The organism is Shewanella sp. 6_MG-2023 (assembly GCF_030547195.1).
Classification (GTDB): domain Bacteria; phylum Pseudomonadota; class Gammaproteobacteria; order Enterobacterales; family Shewanellaceae; genus Shewanella.
On sequence record NZ_JAUOQU010000003.1, the window covers coordinates 97,034 to 110,287 of the forward strand.

Sequence of the window (13,254 nt, forward strand, 5' to 3'; positions counted from 1 at the left end):
ACTTTGTGTTCAATAATATACTTAAGTTGGGTAACTCATGGCGCAGCGAGGCAGTCTCACATCAACAATATTGAGACTAATGTTAGTACTAATATTTATTTCTTCCAGCCTAGCTGTGTACTCAATTATTAATCTTTCATTTAGTATTGGCGATGCCCGAGCCATTAATGCCTCTGGTTCATTAAGAATGCAAAGTTACCGCTTAAAGTTATTTTTAGAGCGAGAACCACAGTTATTGAATGAAAAAATAAATCAGTTTGAAGAAACCTTGGGGTCTGAAGCACTGCAGCGCTCCAATGCTTGGTATAGCCCGAAAGAGCTTTCTGACCAATATTTATTGGTCATTGATAAATGGCAACAAATGCGTTATTTCATTGAAAATAATGAAAAACCACTCTATACCGCTGCCCTAAAAGACTTTGTTGATACTATTGATTTACTGGTGCTAGAAATGGAGCGATTTGCGGCATTTAAGCTCAGAGCATTAGTTATAAGCCAAATAATCGGTTTATTTTTAATGCTAATAGTGGCAAGTTTTGCGACCCGCTATACCCGCAAAAAGATGGTGCAACCGATACTGCAATTAATGGATGTGGCCAATTCAATATCTAAAGGAAAATTTAACGTTGAGGTGCCAGCCACAGACTATATAGAGCTGCACTCATTAGGGGTCGCTTTCAAAAAGACCGCCGCCGAGCTTGATAGGCTATATCAAGACTTAGAAGGCCAAGTGAATGAAAAAACCACTGCCTTAACTCGCGCCAATAATGAGTTGAGTTTTTTATATGACAACTTAATTATGCTTCATGCTGACAGACTGGATTACAAAGCATTGGGCTTAGCATTAAACCAGCTGCAGCAATTTGAAAGTCTTGATTTTTTACGCCTTGTTATCGAACATGATGACCATTCAATCGATACCATTGAGGCTGATACAGGCTGGCCATCACCTGAACATATCCTAAATAAAGAAAGCAAACTAATCCCTGTTAAGTTTGACCTTAAACTGGAAAATAAAACCTTAGGTTATCTGGAAGTTATTTCTCTAAAGCCGATCAATAACATGTTATTTGTCAATTTCGCTATGATGCTAACCCGCTCTATTGTGATCCATAATGCCACCGAAGAGCGCCAGCAATTAGCTTTAATGGAAGAGCGCGCCGTGATTGCCAGAGAGCTACACGACTCTCTAGGTCAGCTATTATCATATTTAAAAATTCAGGTGAGTTTATTAGGAAAACAAATTCAACCAGCACATAAAACTGAGAAAGTAGCATCACAATTAGCTGATATTAATGAAGGTGTTAGCGTAGCATACGGTCAATTACGAGAACTATTATCCACCTTCCGCTTAACCATTAAAGAGCCTAATTTAAACCAAGCCATTGAAGTCATGATTAGTGAGTTACGTAAGCAATCTGGCATTAACATTGAGCTTAAATATAGCCTTTCGCAGCACCTATTTTCCTCAAGCCAGCATATTCATGTGCTACATTTAATGCGTGAAGCAACCATTAATGCCATAAAACATGCCAAGCCAAATAAAATAGTTATTGATTGTTTTTTAGCAGACTCTGGTATGATACAAATCAACATAAAAGATGACGGCATTGGTGTCTCTCACTTAAAAGAGCGGGATCAACATTTTGGCATCGGCATCATGCATGAGCGTGCAACTAAATTGCACGGCACGGTAAAGTTTGACAATAATCCGCAAGGCGGCACAACTGTTTCCCTCGTATTTCCACCCCAGCAGGAGCCTTTAAATGGGTAAACCTTATTCTGTACTCGTAGTTGATGACCACCCTCTACTTCGGCGTGGCATCTGTCAGTTAATAACCTCAGATAGCGATTTTAAACTATTTGGTGAAGCCGGAACGGGGTTAGATGCATTAACCGCAATAGGTGAAGACGAACCTGATATTATTTTGCTCGACCTTAATATGAAAGGCATGTCAGGCTTAGATACCTTAAATGCTATGCGTCAAGAAGGAGTCACTGCTCGTATTGTGATCTTGACCGTGTCTGATGCTAAACAAGATGTGGTGCGGCTATTACGCGCTGGCGCTGACGGCTATTTACTTAAAGATACTGAGCCAGATTTATTATTAGAGCAGCTTAAAAAAGCCATGCTTGGCCATCGCGTTATTAGTGATGAGGTCGAAGAATACATTTATGAGCTGAAAAATGCTGATAATGATGAAACTTGGATAGCCTCGTTAACCCCACGTGAATTGCAAATTCTCAAAGAGCTTGCCGAAGGTAAAAGCAACCGCGTGGTCGCTGAAGATTTACATATCAGTGAAGGTACGGTAAAAGTTCACGTGAAAAACTTATTACGTAAAGCCAATGCTAAATCAAGAACTGAAATGGCGGTAAGATACTTAAACCACTAACTTCAGTCGCAGCTACTTGTGCCCATTGAAAGTGTTTAGGCCATAAAAAAATGGATGACAGCCACTGGCTATCATCCATTTTTATCTCTAAAGCAATAATAAACAGCTATAAGGTCAAGATGCCTGACGAAACATCAACTAGGCTCTGGCGATAAACTCAACCCAACTCTTTAAGGCACTTTCAAAGTCTTCTAAACCACAAAAGGCTTCTGACTCTGCATCATACATATTCATTGACTCTTCCAAGTCAAAGTCTTCATCAAAATCAATGGCATTGGTATAAATCCGCACCTGCTCACTGTCAATCGCGATAGACAAATCGTTACTTTGCCACGACCAGCCTGCTTTTTTGCTGGCCCTAATTTGTTCAATTTGCTGCAAAATATCGTGGCATTGGGATTTATCAGTACCAAGTTGCTCAGCAAAAAATCGTCCGAGTATCGCATGCTCCATACTGAATTCTGCAAACACGGTGCCGTCTAGACTATTACGGCGAAATTCATATTCCATGGTAAAGCTCAATTAAATAAGGCATTAAGTCTATTTTAACTGATATTGATGCAAACTGCTTAATTACAGCCAGTAAATAATTAAAAATACCCCGAATGGTATTTAAACTTACAGCATCTAAAATGCCTTAATAAGGCATTAGCAAGTAGGTTAAATAGTTAGCGGTATATTTAATGCTAAGTGATAGGATAGGCATTACCAACAAGATAAATCCGCTTTTAAACCATACACCATACCGCCTAGGTATAAGGAATCATATGGAATCAGGTTTTATATATTGCTTATTGTTATCAGGTCCTAATGCTGGTCAAAGTTTAACACCTGAGCAAGTTAACCAATGGCAGCCTGCAGATGGTTTATTGTGGCTACATCTGCGTTATAGCGCAGCCGATGCCATAGCGTGGATTAACAACGCCCAATTACCCGCCACTGAAACAGACACCCTACTGGCAGAGCACACTCGCCCAAGGGCTCTTAGCACTGCAGATGGTATATTAATGGCTTTACGCGGAGTTAACCTTAACCCCAATTCAGCGCCAGAAGACATGGTGTCGATGCGCGTTTTCGCCCAGCCACAGCGGATAATCTCTACCTGTGAACGGCCACTACAATCGGTAAAAGATATTGCTCAACAGATAATAAGCTCACCTGGTTCTATTGATTCTAGTGCTGATTTTCTTATCTCTTTATGTGAACGTTTAACCCACAGAAAAGTAGAACTCATCCATAATCTTGAAGATGAACTAGATAATCTTGATGAGCAGGTGTCTGAGCATAACAGCCAAACTTTACGCTCCGATATTGCTGATCTGCGTAAGCAAACGGTTATTTTACGGCGATACTTTTCGCCCCAACGGGATGCTTTTTCGCGGCTACTCAATGACAGCCACTTGCTCTTTAATACTGAGCATAAGCTTCGCATTAGAGAAATTAATGAAGTGCTCATTCGGGTCATTGAGGATTTAGATGCGGTGCGTGATAGAGCCAGCGTCACTCAAGAGCAGCTGCAATCAGTGCAATCTGAGCAGCTTAATAAACGGCTTTATTTTCTGTCACTGATCTCAGCAATATTTTTACCATTGGGCTTTTTAACGGGCTTGCTTGGGGTCAATATTGGCGGCATACCTGGTACTGATAGCCATTTAGCGTTCAGCTTATTTTGTGCAGGACTGTTTGCCATTATTGCGCTGCAAATGTGGCTATTTTATCGCTTTAAATGGTTGTAGTGATTTTCAGACAATAAAAAAGGACGCTTGGCGTCCTTTTTTATTATTCGAAAAATTACTGCGCAGCTGGTGCCGCTTGTGCTTTTTCGATAGACAGCAATTCAACTTCAAATACTAAGGTTGAATTAGCTGGGATAGTACCAGTATCACGTTCGCCGTAAGCAAGTTCTGATGGGATAACGAACTTGTACTTAGCACCAACAGGCATTAATTGAACACCTTCAGTCCAACCAGGAATAACGCGGTTTAGTGGGAACTTAGCTGGCTCACCACGGCTGTATGAGCTATCAAACTCAGTACCGTCAATCAAAGTACCTTTATAGTGTACTTCAACCGTGTCTTCAGCAACTGGAGTGTCACCTGCACCCGCTTCAAGTACTTCGTACTGTAAACCAGATTCTGTGGTTACTACGCCTTCTTTAGCTTTGTTGGTTTCAAGGAACTTTTTACCTTCTTCAACCGCTTTGCTGGCTAATAATGCAGCTTGCTCAGTACGCTTTTCGTTTAATTTAGTGTCTAAACCTTGAAGAACCACTTGCATCTCTTCTTCAGTTAACTCTAGCGTATCAGCTAAACCATCGCTAAAACCTTGGATAACTAAAGTTCTATCAACTGCAAACCCTAACTCTTCTTGTTCAGTAATATGACCCGCCATGTAACGGCCAATAGAACCACCAACACTGTAAGCTTCTTTTTGTGCATCCGTTGTTAATTCAACTTTTTTAGCAACAACTTCTTGCTCTTGATTACACGCAGTTAGACCAACTACAGCCAATGCAACTAACGATAATTTGTAAATAGATTTCATTAAAGCTTCCTCAGCACTCTTGAGCGGTTACAATAACCTTTAAATGTAAAATTTGTATATATTTGGCCACTTTATACTAATTAAAGTGTTTTTAGCAATGGCCGTAAGTCATATCAACGCCAATGAGACAACATTTATGGGAGTAAGTTCATGGTTAGGATCATAATGCTGATATTTTGCATTTGCTTACTCATAGGTTGTCATCCCTCTGCCACACACGTCTTTAGCGTCACTGATGATGCCAGTTACAGCGCCAGCTTATCTGAAGATGGCCAATATGCACTTGTTAGTACAGCAAGTAATGGGATTTTATGGTGGGATCTCAAGGCTAACCAGCTAAAATACCATTGGCAGCATGGCAATAGTGCTAGCGAAAGCGATAATAGCGTCTTTGATACAGCGATCTCTGCCAATGCGCATTATGCCGCGACATTATCTAATAGCTCATTAGTGATTTGGAATATCCAAAGTGGTAAATCCATTGGCTGGTGGTCCTTGCCCGCATCAGCACAATCGGTGGCCATTGCTAATAATGCCCAAACCCTAGTGGGATTAATTGATGGCTCAGTAATGTCATTGGCACCAGAAAAAAATCTGATTAAATTTTTGGGCCATAATGAGCGCGTTTCAAGCGTGTCAATTTCCGCTGATGGCCAGCGGGCACTAACAGGCTCCAATGATGGCTCTGTTATCTTGTGGCAAGCACAAACAGGCCAACCGATTCAGCAATGGCAACTTGAGTCACGCCTTAGTAAAGTACAATTGAATCAGCGCGGCAGCTTGAGTTTTGTCAGTGATATTAAAGGTCATGCCTATATCTATCACAATGACACTGGCGCACAGCAATCGCAATTGGCCATAAACCGACGCCAAATGACCTTTAGTAGTGCCAGGTTTATTCATCAAGATAAACAGCTAATAACAGGCTCACCTTCCAAAGAAATTATATTATGGGATACAAAAACTGGTAAAAAACAAACAACAAGGCAAATTCAGCTGACGAAAAACAGCCAAAATAGAGGTGCCGTTGTATACTCTATTGCAAGTGATGAAAATCAAAACATCATCAGTATCAGTAATCAAGGTTTAGTAGAAACATGGGGCAACTTAAAATAGTGCCATGTTTGGAGAAGATTAATGCAAGATGTACATCAAAAAATTGATGATTTAGAAATGAAAGTCGCTTTTCAAGAAGCAACCATTGAAGATCTCAATCAAGAAGTGATTAAATTAAATGACCTTGTTGCGTTTCAGCAACATCAATTGTCATTAATCGTCAATAAACTACAAGCGATTGAACCCAGTAATATGGCTTCTCAAGCAGATGAAACACCACCGCCACATTATTAATCTATGCTATATAAGCCATGATGAGCTAAGCCGCTATGAGCTAGCTTTTAGATAACGTGGTCGCTTTATTATTAACATTAAAGAGTCAAGAATTCGCTTGATGTTATCAAGCTGAATTTTCAGTAAGGGATTATATGCTAGAAAGTAACATTCTAACGATTGCTAAAACCGGTGCCGCTATTTTAACTCACCAAACTCAGCCCGTTGTTACTTTTGATCAAGCTCTGGTTCAGCTAACCGACGATATGATGGCTACTATGTTGGCAGCCAATGGAGTCGGGATCGCTGCGCCACAAGTGTTTAGTAATAAAGCGGTATTTATTATGCATTCAAGGCCAAATGCGCGCTATCCCTCAATACCCACAAGCCAAGCAACCATAGTTATCAACCCACAAATAATTAGCAGTTCGTTAGAGGTGGAAGCGGCTACAGAGGGATGCTTATCAATCGATAACCAGCGTGTTAGCGTCTATCGGCATAAACACATTAACGTGGAATACCAAACCTTAAGCGGTAAGTGGGTAACACAACAGTTGAGCGGCTTTGATGCCCGCATTTTTCAACATGAATTTGATCATTTACAAGGTATTACTTTGCTAGAAAGGATAAATATGCCAGATCAGCAACAGGCCTTCGACCAAGAAAAATCACGGTTGCAGGACGTATGCTAATGAAAGCACTGAGCAGTATTTTCCTATTGCCAATCCTGTTATCAGGCTGCGCTTATAATAGTGTGCTGATTAACTACCCTTCGCAAATTGCGCCGATTAAACAGCAACTCAGTGGCCCAACACCCAGCGCCAAACTTAATGAGTTGGCCGGTGAAATTGATACCAATGATGGCCTACTTTACGCCCAAGAAGCTGGCCGAGTAGCGCAAATATCGGGTGATTTTGATGCCAGTAAAAATTATTACCAACAAGCCATCAAAGCCTATCAAGCCTTTGATGACAGAGCCGTTATTAGCGCCTCAGACTTAACCGCCACCGCCAGTAGCCTAGTATTAAACGACAATGCCATTCCATATCGCGGCCCAGGCTATGAGCGCATTATGGTGCATCAATACCAAGCCTTTAACTATTTATTTGCCGGCGATCCCCAAGGGGCGTTAATTGAAGTGCGCCGCAGTAATGAGCTGCAAAGCAGTGAGCAGGCGCGCTACCAAAAATCGCAAAAATCAGTGCAAGCCATGGCTAATGGCACCATTGATAGCGAATTAAATAAATTAGGCTCAGCGGCTGGCACTGTCACCAGCTCCTTTTTAAATGCCTACAGCTATTACACCACAGGTTTACTACATGAATTACTCGGCGAGCCCAATGATGCCTATATTGATTACCGTAAAGCGGCTCAAATAAGCCCGAATAATAAATACCTCCAACAAGATTTAGTCAGGTTAGCCAAGCAACTTTCAATGCCGCAATATGATGAATTCAAACGCCGTTGGGGAGATGCCATTTTACCTAAACAAGGCCAAGGTCAGGTGGTGATGGTGGTTGAACGTGGCTTTGTCCCCGAAAAACAAAGCCTGACCGTGCCGTTTACAATTCATGGCAACTGGCAAACGGTGTCATTAGCCACTTACCAGCCCTATAACCAAGTGATCCCGCCCTCAATCATTCAAGGTTTTGGCACAGTGCTAAAAGCTGAGCCCATTGCCAATATCGATGCCTTAGCCATTAATGCCTTAAAAGAAGATTTACCCGGCGCATTGGTTCGACAAGCCGCGCGGGTCTATACTAAATCAGAGTTTACTCGCAGCGTCGAAAGTGGCAGTAAACGCCGTAATAATGAAGCCGATGCCGCCGCCATATTAATGCAAATTTTCAATGTAGTAACAGAGCAAGCCGACAGAAGAAGTTGGCTAACGCTGCCAAGGCAAGCGCAAATAGCGCGCCAATATATTGAGCCAGGCGCCTATCAAGTCAGCCTAGGTAACAGCCCAGCTGCGACCATTAATGTACACGCTAATCGGGCCACCTTAATTTGGGTAATAGAAACTGGCAATCAAACCCGTTTTTATTCAATAATAATTTAATACGACTCCTATTTAACGCGACTTTTTAAAAACAACAACTTTACCTTTTATCTAACATGGAACTTACTATGAAACATTTTAAACTGATTTTTGTTTTAGCTGCGGTTATTGGGCTATCAGCGTGTCAATCTAAGGTTGAGTATGGCGATGCCACAGAAGTAGAAACCGTGAATGAAAACTTCGGTTCAACGGATCTACAAGTCATTGCCGCCAAAATGGTCGACAGCATGTTAACCTTCCCACCAGTGATCGTAATGACCCAAAACGATCGCCCAATTATTTTCGTTGATAAAATTAAAAATAAAACCTCAGAGCACATCGACACTGAATCAGTCACTGACACCATCAGTAACAAGCTATTACGCTCAGGTAAGTTCCGCTTTATTGACATGACCAAAGTCGATTCAGTGCGCAAGCAGCTTGATTACCAAAACAATGCTGGCATGGTCGACCCATCAACTGCGATTAAGTTTGGCCGCCAAGTGGGCGCGCAATACATGCTATACGGCAATCTTTCTAGCATAGTAAAACAAGATGGCAGCACTAAAGATGTTTACTATAAAATGACCATGCGTCTTATGGACCTTGAAACAGGCTTAATTGAATGGTCTGATGAAAAAGAAATCCGTAAAGTAAAATCGAAGTCTTTCTTAGGCATGTAAGCCTATTCGATTTACAATCATAAGCCGACGTCACGTCGGCTTTTTTATAGCAAAAATAACAATAATAAAAACATCAAATTAGGTTAGGGAAGAATTTGTGAACTCGTTTAAGTCTGCGCTTATTGCACTGGTCTGCTCCAGTTTATTTGCCTGTAATGCCACCGCGCCCAATATCAAACCCCGAGATGGCAGCGCGAACATCACTCAGGGCCAAGCTAAAGCTCGCTCAAATGTGGTGTCAGAGGTAGATTACCAACTCAGTTTTACCCTCACTGGTGAAACCCGTTTTGAGGCCATTAGCAAAATAGATTTTAGCCTTGCAAGCACAGCAGAAGCATTAACCATCGACTTAAACCAAGCCAATATCAGCAAATTATTGATTAATGGCAAAAGCCTTTACCCTAACTACAATGGCGCATACCTCACCATTAACCCGCTGCTTTTATCAAGTGGCAAAAACACCATTGAGATAAGCTACAGCCGCGAGCACAGTACCAATGGCGAGGGCTTGCATCGCTTTGAAGACCCCGTTGATGGCAAGGTATATTTGTATTCCCATTTTGAACCCGCTGCTGCCCAGCAAATGTTTGCCGTGTTTGACCAACCCGATTTAAAAGCCAGCTTTCAAATTACTGTTGAAGCGCCGCCAAGCTGGCAGGTGATAAGCACCATGGCTGAAACCCATATTGAAGATCTTGGCGACAGCAAAATTTGGACTTTCCCAGCGACGCCAAAACTGAGCCCTTATAACTTCTCAATGCATGCTGGGCCTTATCATGTGTGGCAAGATAACTCCGGCAATTACCCCATGCGTTTATTTGCCCGCCAATCTGTGGCTGAGCAAGTTAACTATCAAGATTGGTTTACTTACACCAAGCAAGGCCTCAGCTTCTTCGATGATTACTTTGGTATTGACTACCCTTTTAAAAAGTACGACCAATTATTAGTGCCTGATTTTCTCTATGGCGCGATGGAGAATGCTGGCGCTATTACCTACTCAGAAAGCCGCTTTATGGTAAAAGACACCATGACCGCCGCCCAAAGGCAGCGGTTAGCTGGGGTTATCATGCATGAAATGGCGCACCAGTGGTTTGGCAATTTAGTGACCATGAAATGGTGGAATGGCTTATGGCTCAACGAAAGCTTTGCCTCCTTTATGGGCACCTTGGCCACCAGCGAAGCCACCGAATTTAACCACGCTTGGCGCAGCTTTTACGCCAGTGGCAAGCTAAAGGCGTATCAGCAAGATAGCCTAGTGACCACTCACCCCATCGAAGTTCCTGTGGCCAGTAGCAATAATGCCTTTGATAATATTGATGCTATTACCTATTCAAAAGGCGCGTCGGTGTTAATGCAATTACGCCATTTACTGGGCGCTGAGACATTCCAACAAGGTGTGCAGCAATACCTTAAAACATACAGTTATCAAAATGCCCAGTTAGCGGATTTTATTAATAGCCTTGCCAAAGCCAGTAATCGCGACTTAAGCCAGTGGACACAAGAGTGGCTGTACCAAGCTGGGGTTAACACCTTAACAGCCCAATACCAATGTAAAGACCATCGCATCAGCAAGTTTTCATTGCTACAAAGCGCCCCAAGTGAAGACTTTGCCACCCTGCGAGAACAAAAAGTACAAGTGGCATTATTTAGAGCAGCGCGGCATTTTATTCACCATAGCACCACGGTAGCGGTCACTTATAAAGGCGCCATTACCGAGGTACCTGAACTTGTAGGCGAGTATTGCCCAGACTTGGTTTACCCAAATTTTGATGATTGGGGCTTTGTAAAGGTTGAGTTAGATCAGCGCTCGTTTAACACGGTAAAGCAGCAGTTAGCTAAGGTCAGTGACCCATTACTGCGGTCAATGTTATGGCAAAGCATGTGGGACAGTGTTAGCGATGGCCACACCTCATTAAAGCAGTTTATTAATGTCGCCTTAGTTAATGCCCCATTAGAAAAAGACTACACCATTTTAGGCCAAGTCATTGGCTACTTAACAGAGGTGCAAAAAAACCTTCATAGCATGGCGCCTAACCATAAATCTTATGCCACTAAAGTCAGCAAAGCGCTAACACAAATGAGTTTACGCATGACCATGGAGCACCACGACGATGCTGATTTTCAGCGCCGTTGGTTTGATGCTTATATTAGCTTAGCCAGCGACAATGCCGCCCTTGGGCACTTAGCCGATATCTTGGCTGGCATTGCGCCGATTAAAGGGTTAACTATCAGTCAGGATTTACGCTGGAAAATAATCATTCAATTAAATCGCTATGATTACCCTAATAGCGCGGCGTTGCTGGCAAACGAAAAACAACAAGATAACAGCGACAGTGGCCAAAAATCTGCCATTGCCGCAGAAGTGTCTCGCCCTCAAGCTAGCCTTAAACGTCAATGGCTACACAAGATACAAGATGACAGCCGACTGCCCTTTGCCAAAGCCCGTATCGCCATGAATCACCTTTATCCAAGCGAACAAAAATTACTGAGCGCCGCTACTGCGGAGCAGCGTTTAGATACGCTAAGTGAGATTGATAAAAAAGGCCCGGTATTTATGCGCGCTTACAACCGAGCATTAATCCCCATGGACTGCACCAATGCCAATATTGAAACTTTATCTGAAGTGTTAAATACCCAAACGGGATTATCGAAAATGACTCGGCGGGCACTGTTAGAAGCCCGCCAACAGGAACAAACCTGTGTCAGCATGAGTGAGGCCTTAGCAAGATAATAAGCGAGCGCTAGCTTTTTGAACTAGCACTAGCTTTTTGAACTAGCACTAGCTTTTTGAACTCGCGCTAGCTTTTTGAACTCACGTTAGCCTAGCGCCTAACGCTAAAGGTCATCATAATAGGCGCGTGATCAGTACTATCACTGTCACGTTCATATTCTGGCCTAACTAAGTGTCTATCATAGGTTTGATAGGCGCTGACCTCAGCTAAGTTTCTTGGATGCGAGGCATCAAACTCACAACTTGCCAAAATATAATCTAAAACCGAGCCGGTATTGCCATAATAATGGGTTGCTGGCCTATCATGCTGATGTAAATCAGGCGCTGGCGCATCATCAATATCGCTAGTCGATTCATCTGCATTAACACTAGATTCATATTCATCTTGGGCTAAGGTGGCATTGAGCTTTTGCCCTGCTTGAAACAATTCATAACTATCAAATAAACTAAAGCGTTCAAACTCAGCTTTAAGATTAACGTCATTCAATACTTTAAGGTTTGGATCGATAATATCGCTTCTAAACACTCGCTTGCTGTTAGCCCTAAAAGCCTCCAGTGCTGTGCTTTGAATAGAATCGTTAAAATCACCCATTAATAACACCGGCAGCTGATTAGCCTGGCGGCGTTTGGCAATTTCATAAAATAGTAATGCCGCTTCACTGCCCCTTTGCATATTCGATGCCCATGTACCAAGGGCTTGTCTGGCCATAATATCAGCGCCGCCAGTCATGCCAGTATCGGCTAAAGTGTCGATACCCATGCCACTGCGTTTAGACTTTAAATGCACCACGTAACACTCGCACTCACCAAAGTTGGGAATGTTAACCCTTGCCAGTAACGGTTGGCGGCTAAAGCTAAAATCACTGGCAATGCCCATCAGTGGCAATAGTGATTTATCAACGCTGATTAAGGCAGTTTCGGTTATCGGAAATTTAGAAGCCAGCGCCACTACAGGGCTTTGATAAACATAGTCACTGACTAAGGTGGGCTCATCTAATACCGCAAAATAGTCATAGCCTAAAGGGAGCAATAATGCTTTTAAAGCATCGGGGCTAAAGACTTCTTGAAAACCAATCATGTCAGGTTGCTGCTCAGTGAGATAGTCAGTTAACCAGCGACATTTTTTTTGCCACTGCTGATGGGAATAAATATTTTCAAAATCATAATAAGCTGCAGGTGGCTCGATGAAGTTGAATAAATTAAACGAGGCTACCCGAAACTGGCGCTCAGTTTTTTGTGCAACTTTAGGGGGAATGTCAGCGTCGATTTCAGCAGCGACATCTGCCGCTATTGGCAGTAACAGATCATTATTTTGATCCTTTTGCAGATCTTTTTCTAGATTATTTTTAAGAGCTTTATTCAGAGTATTTTGACGGCTTTTTAAACTCACACGCGACACCTTACAACACCGATTAAGACTACAGATTATCCCCTATTCACCCCTATGTCGATGTTTGTCATACCGACTAAAAATCACCCTATTAGAATCTCTAAAACCAACAATTGTGTTTAAAGATTAAATAAAAACATGAT

12 protein-coding genes are annotated in these 13,254 nt (G+C 42.3%); 9 read left to right on the plus strand and 3 right to left on the minus strand.

The window, feature by feature from the left end; genetic code table 11:
* Positions 1-37: 37 nt before the first annotated feature.
* Together narQ and Q4533_RS02750 are read left to right on the plus strand one after the other, a co-directional pair.
* Positions 38-1,774, plus strand: a complete 1,737-nt coding sequence (gene narQ / locus Q4533_RS02745) for a nitrate/nitrite two-component system sensor histidine kinase NarQ (RefSeq protein ID WP_303501776.1) — start codon at positions 38-40, stop codon at positions 1,772-1,774.
* Positions 1,767-2,396: a response regulator gene (locus Q4533_RS02750; RefSeq protein WP_102438422.1), complete on the plus strand. Its 630-nt coding sequence runs from the start codon at positions 1,767-1,769 to the stop codon at positions 2,394-2,396. Before narQ ends, Q4533_RS02750 begins: the two co-directional genes overlap by 8 nt.
* A gap of 138 nt (positions 2,397-2,534) precedes the next feature.
* On the opposite strand, the gene Q4533_RS02755 is transcribed toward Q4533_RS02750, so the two are convergent.
* Positions 2,535-2,906 carry a YacL family protein gene (locus Q4533_RS02755; protein ID WP_102438420.1) on the minus strand — a complete coding sequence of 124 codons (372 nt, stop codon included), beginning with the start codon at positions 2,904-2,906 and terminating at the stop codon, positions 2,535-2,537.
* A 257-nt stretch (positions 2,907-3,163) separates the two neighbouring features.
* On the opposite strand from Q4533_RS02755, the gene Q4533_RS02760 reads away from it, so the two are divergent.
* Complete coding sequence (locus tag Q4533_RS02760) at positions 3,164-4,132, plus strand: zinc transporter ZntB (RefSeq protein WP_303460749.1); 969 nt, start codon at positions 3,164-3,166, stop codon at positions 4,130-4,132.
* Between the two features lie 55 nt (positions 4,133-4,187).
* Here the strand turns inward: Q4533_RS02760 and fkpA are convergent, their stop codons facing one another.
* Positions 4,188-4,940 (minus strand): FKBP-type peptidyl-prolyl cis-trans isomerase, encoded by a 753-nt coding sequence (fkpA, locus tag Q4533_RS02765; RefSeq protein ID WP_102438416.1) that lies wholly within the window; start codon positions 4,938-4,940, stop codon positions 4,188-4,190.
* A gap of 150 nt (positions 4,941-5,090) precedes the next feature.
* Here fkpA and Q4533_RS02770 point away from each other — a divergent pair, with 150 nt between their 5' ends.
* The 6 genes from Q4533_RS02770 (at position 5,091) to pepN (ending at position 11,721) form a co-directional block, all read left to right on the plus strand.
* The gene (locus Q4533_RS02770) at positions 5,091-6,056 is read left to right on the plus strand and encodes a WD40 repeat domain-containing protein (protein ID WP_102438414.1); all 966 of its coding nucleotides are present in this window, start codon (positions 5,091-5,093) and stop codon (positions 6,054-6,056) included.
* Between the two features lie 21 nt (positions 6,057-6,077).
* Positions 6,078-6,290, plus strand: a complete 213-nt coding sequence (locus tag Q4533_RS02775) for a SlyX family protein (RefSeq protein WP_076540726.1) — start codon at positions 6,078-6,080, stop codon at positions 6,288-6,290.
* Between the two features lie 134 nt (positions 6,291-6,424).
* Positions 6,425-6,961, plus strand: coding sequence for a peptide deformylase (def, locus tag Q4533_RS02780; RefSeq protein WP_102438412.1), 537 nt, complete (start codon positions 6,425-6,427; stop codon positions 6,959-6,961).
* Complete coding sequence (locus Q4533_RS02785; RefSeq protein ID WP_102438410.1) at positions 6,961-8,328, plus strand: COG3014 family protein; 1,368 nt, start codon at positions 6,961-6,963, stop codon at positions 8,326-8,328. Before def ends, Q4533_RS02785 begins: the two co-directional genes overlap by 1 nt.
* Before the next feature lie 68 nt (positions 8,329-8,396).
* Positions 8,397-8,990, plus strand: a complete 594-nt coding sequence (gene lpoB / locus Q4533_RS02790; protein WP_175609517.1) for a penicillin-binding protein activator LpoB — start codon at positions 8,397-8,399, stop codon at positions 8,988-8,990.
* Positions 8,991-9,087: 97 nt separating this feature from the next.
* Positions 9,088-11,721 (plus strand): aminopeptidase N, encoded by a 2,634-nt coding sequence (gene pepN / locus Q4533_RS02795; protein ID WP_303501779.1) that lies wholly within the window; start codon positions 9,088-9,090, stop codon positions 11,719-11,721.
* Between the two features lie 91 nt (positions 11,722-11,812).
* Here the strand turns inward: pepN and Q4533_RS02800 are convergent, their stop codons facing one another.
* Complete coding sequence (locus Q4533_RS02800) at positions 11,813-13,111, minus strand: endonuclease/exonuclease/phosphatase family protein (protein WP_303501781.1); 1,299 nt, start codon at positions 13,109-13,111, stop codon at positions 11,813-11,815.
* Positions 13,112-13,254 lie beyond the last annotated feature (143 nt).

Excerpts from the sequence above, each read along its gene's own strand:
- narQ (WP_303501776.1), top strand. The coding sequence starts at position 38 with ATGGCGCAGCGAGGCAGTCTCACATCAACAATATTGAGACTAATGTTA.
- Q4533_RS02750 (WP_102438422.1), top strand. The coding sequence starts at position 1,767 with ATGGGTAAACCTTATTCTGTACTCGTAGTTGATGACCACCCTCTACTT.
- Q4533_RS02755 (WP_102438420.1), bottom strand. The coding sequence starts at position 2,906 with ATGGAATATGAATTTCGCCGTAATAGTCTAGACGGCACCGTGTTTGCA.
- Q4533_RS02760 (WP_303460749.1), top strand. The coding sequence starts at position 3,164 with ATGGAATCAGGTTTTATATATTGCTTATTGTTATCAGGTCCTAATGCT.
- fkpA (WP_102438416.1), bottom strand. The coding sequence starts at position 4,940 with ATGAAATCTATTTACAAATTATCGTTAGTTGCATTGGCTGTAGTTGGT.
- Q4533_RS02770 (WP_102438414.1), top strand. The coding sequence starts at position 5,091 with ATGGTTAGGATCATAATGCTGATATTTTGCATTTGCTTACTCATAGGT.
- Q4533_RS02775 (WP_076540726.1), top strand. The coding sequence starts at position 6,078 with ATGCAAGATGTACATCAAAAAATTGATGATTTAGAAATGAAAGTCGCT.
- def (WP_102438412.1), top strand. The coding sequence starts at position 6,425 with ATGCTAGAAAGTAACATTCTAACGATTGCTAAAACCGGTGCCGCTATT.
- Q4533_RS02785 (WP_102438410.1), top strand. The coding sequence starts at position 6,961 with ATGAAAGCACTGAGCAGTATTTTCCTATTGCCAATCCTGTTATCAGGC.
- lpoB (WP_175609517.1), top strand. The coding sequence starts at position 8,397 with ATGAAACATTTTAAACTGATTTTTGTTTTAGCTGCGGTTATTGGGCTA.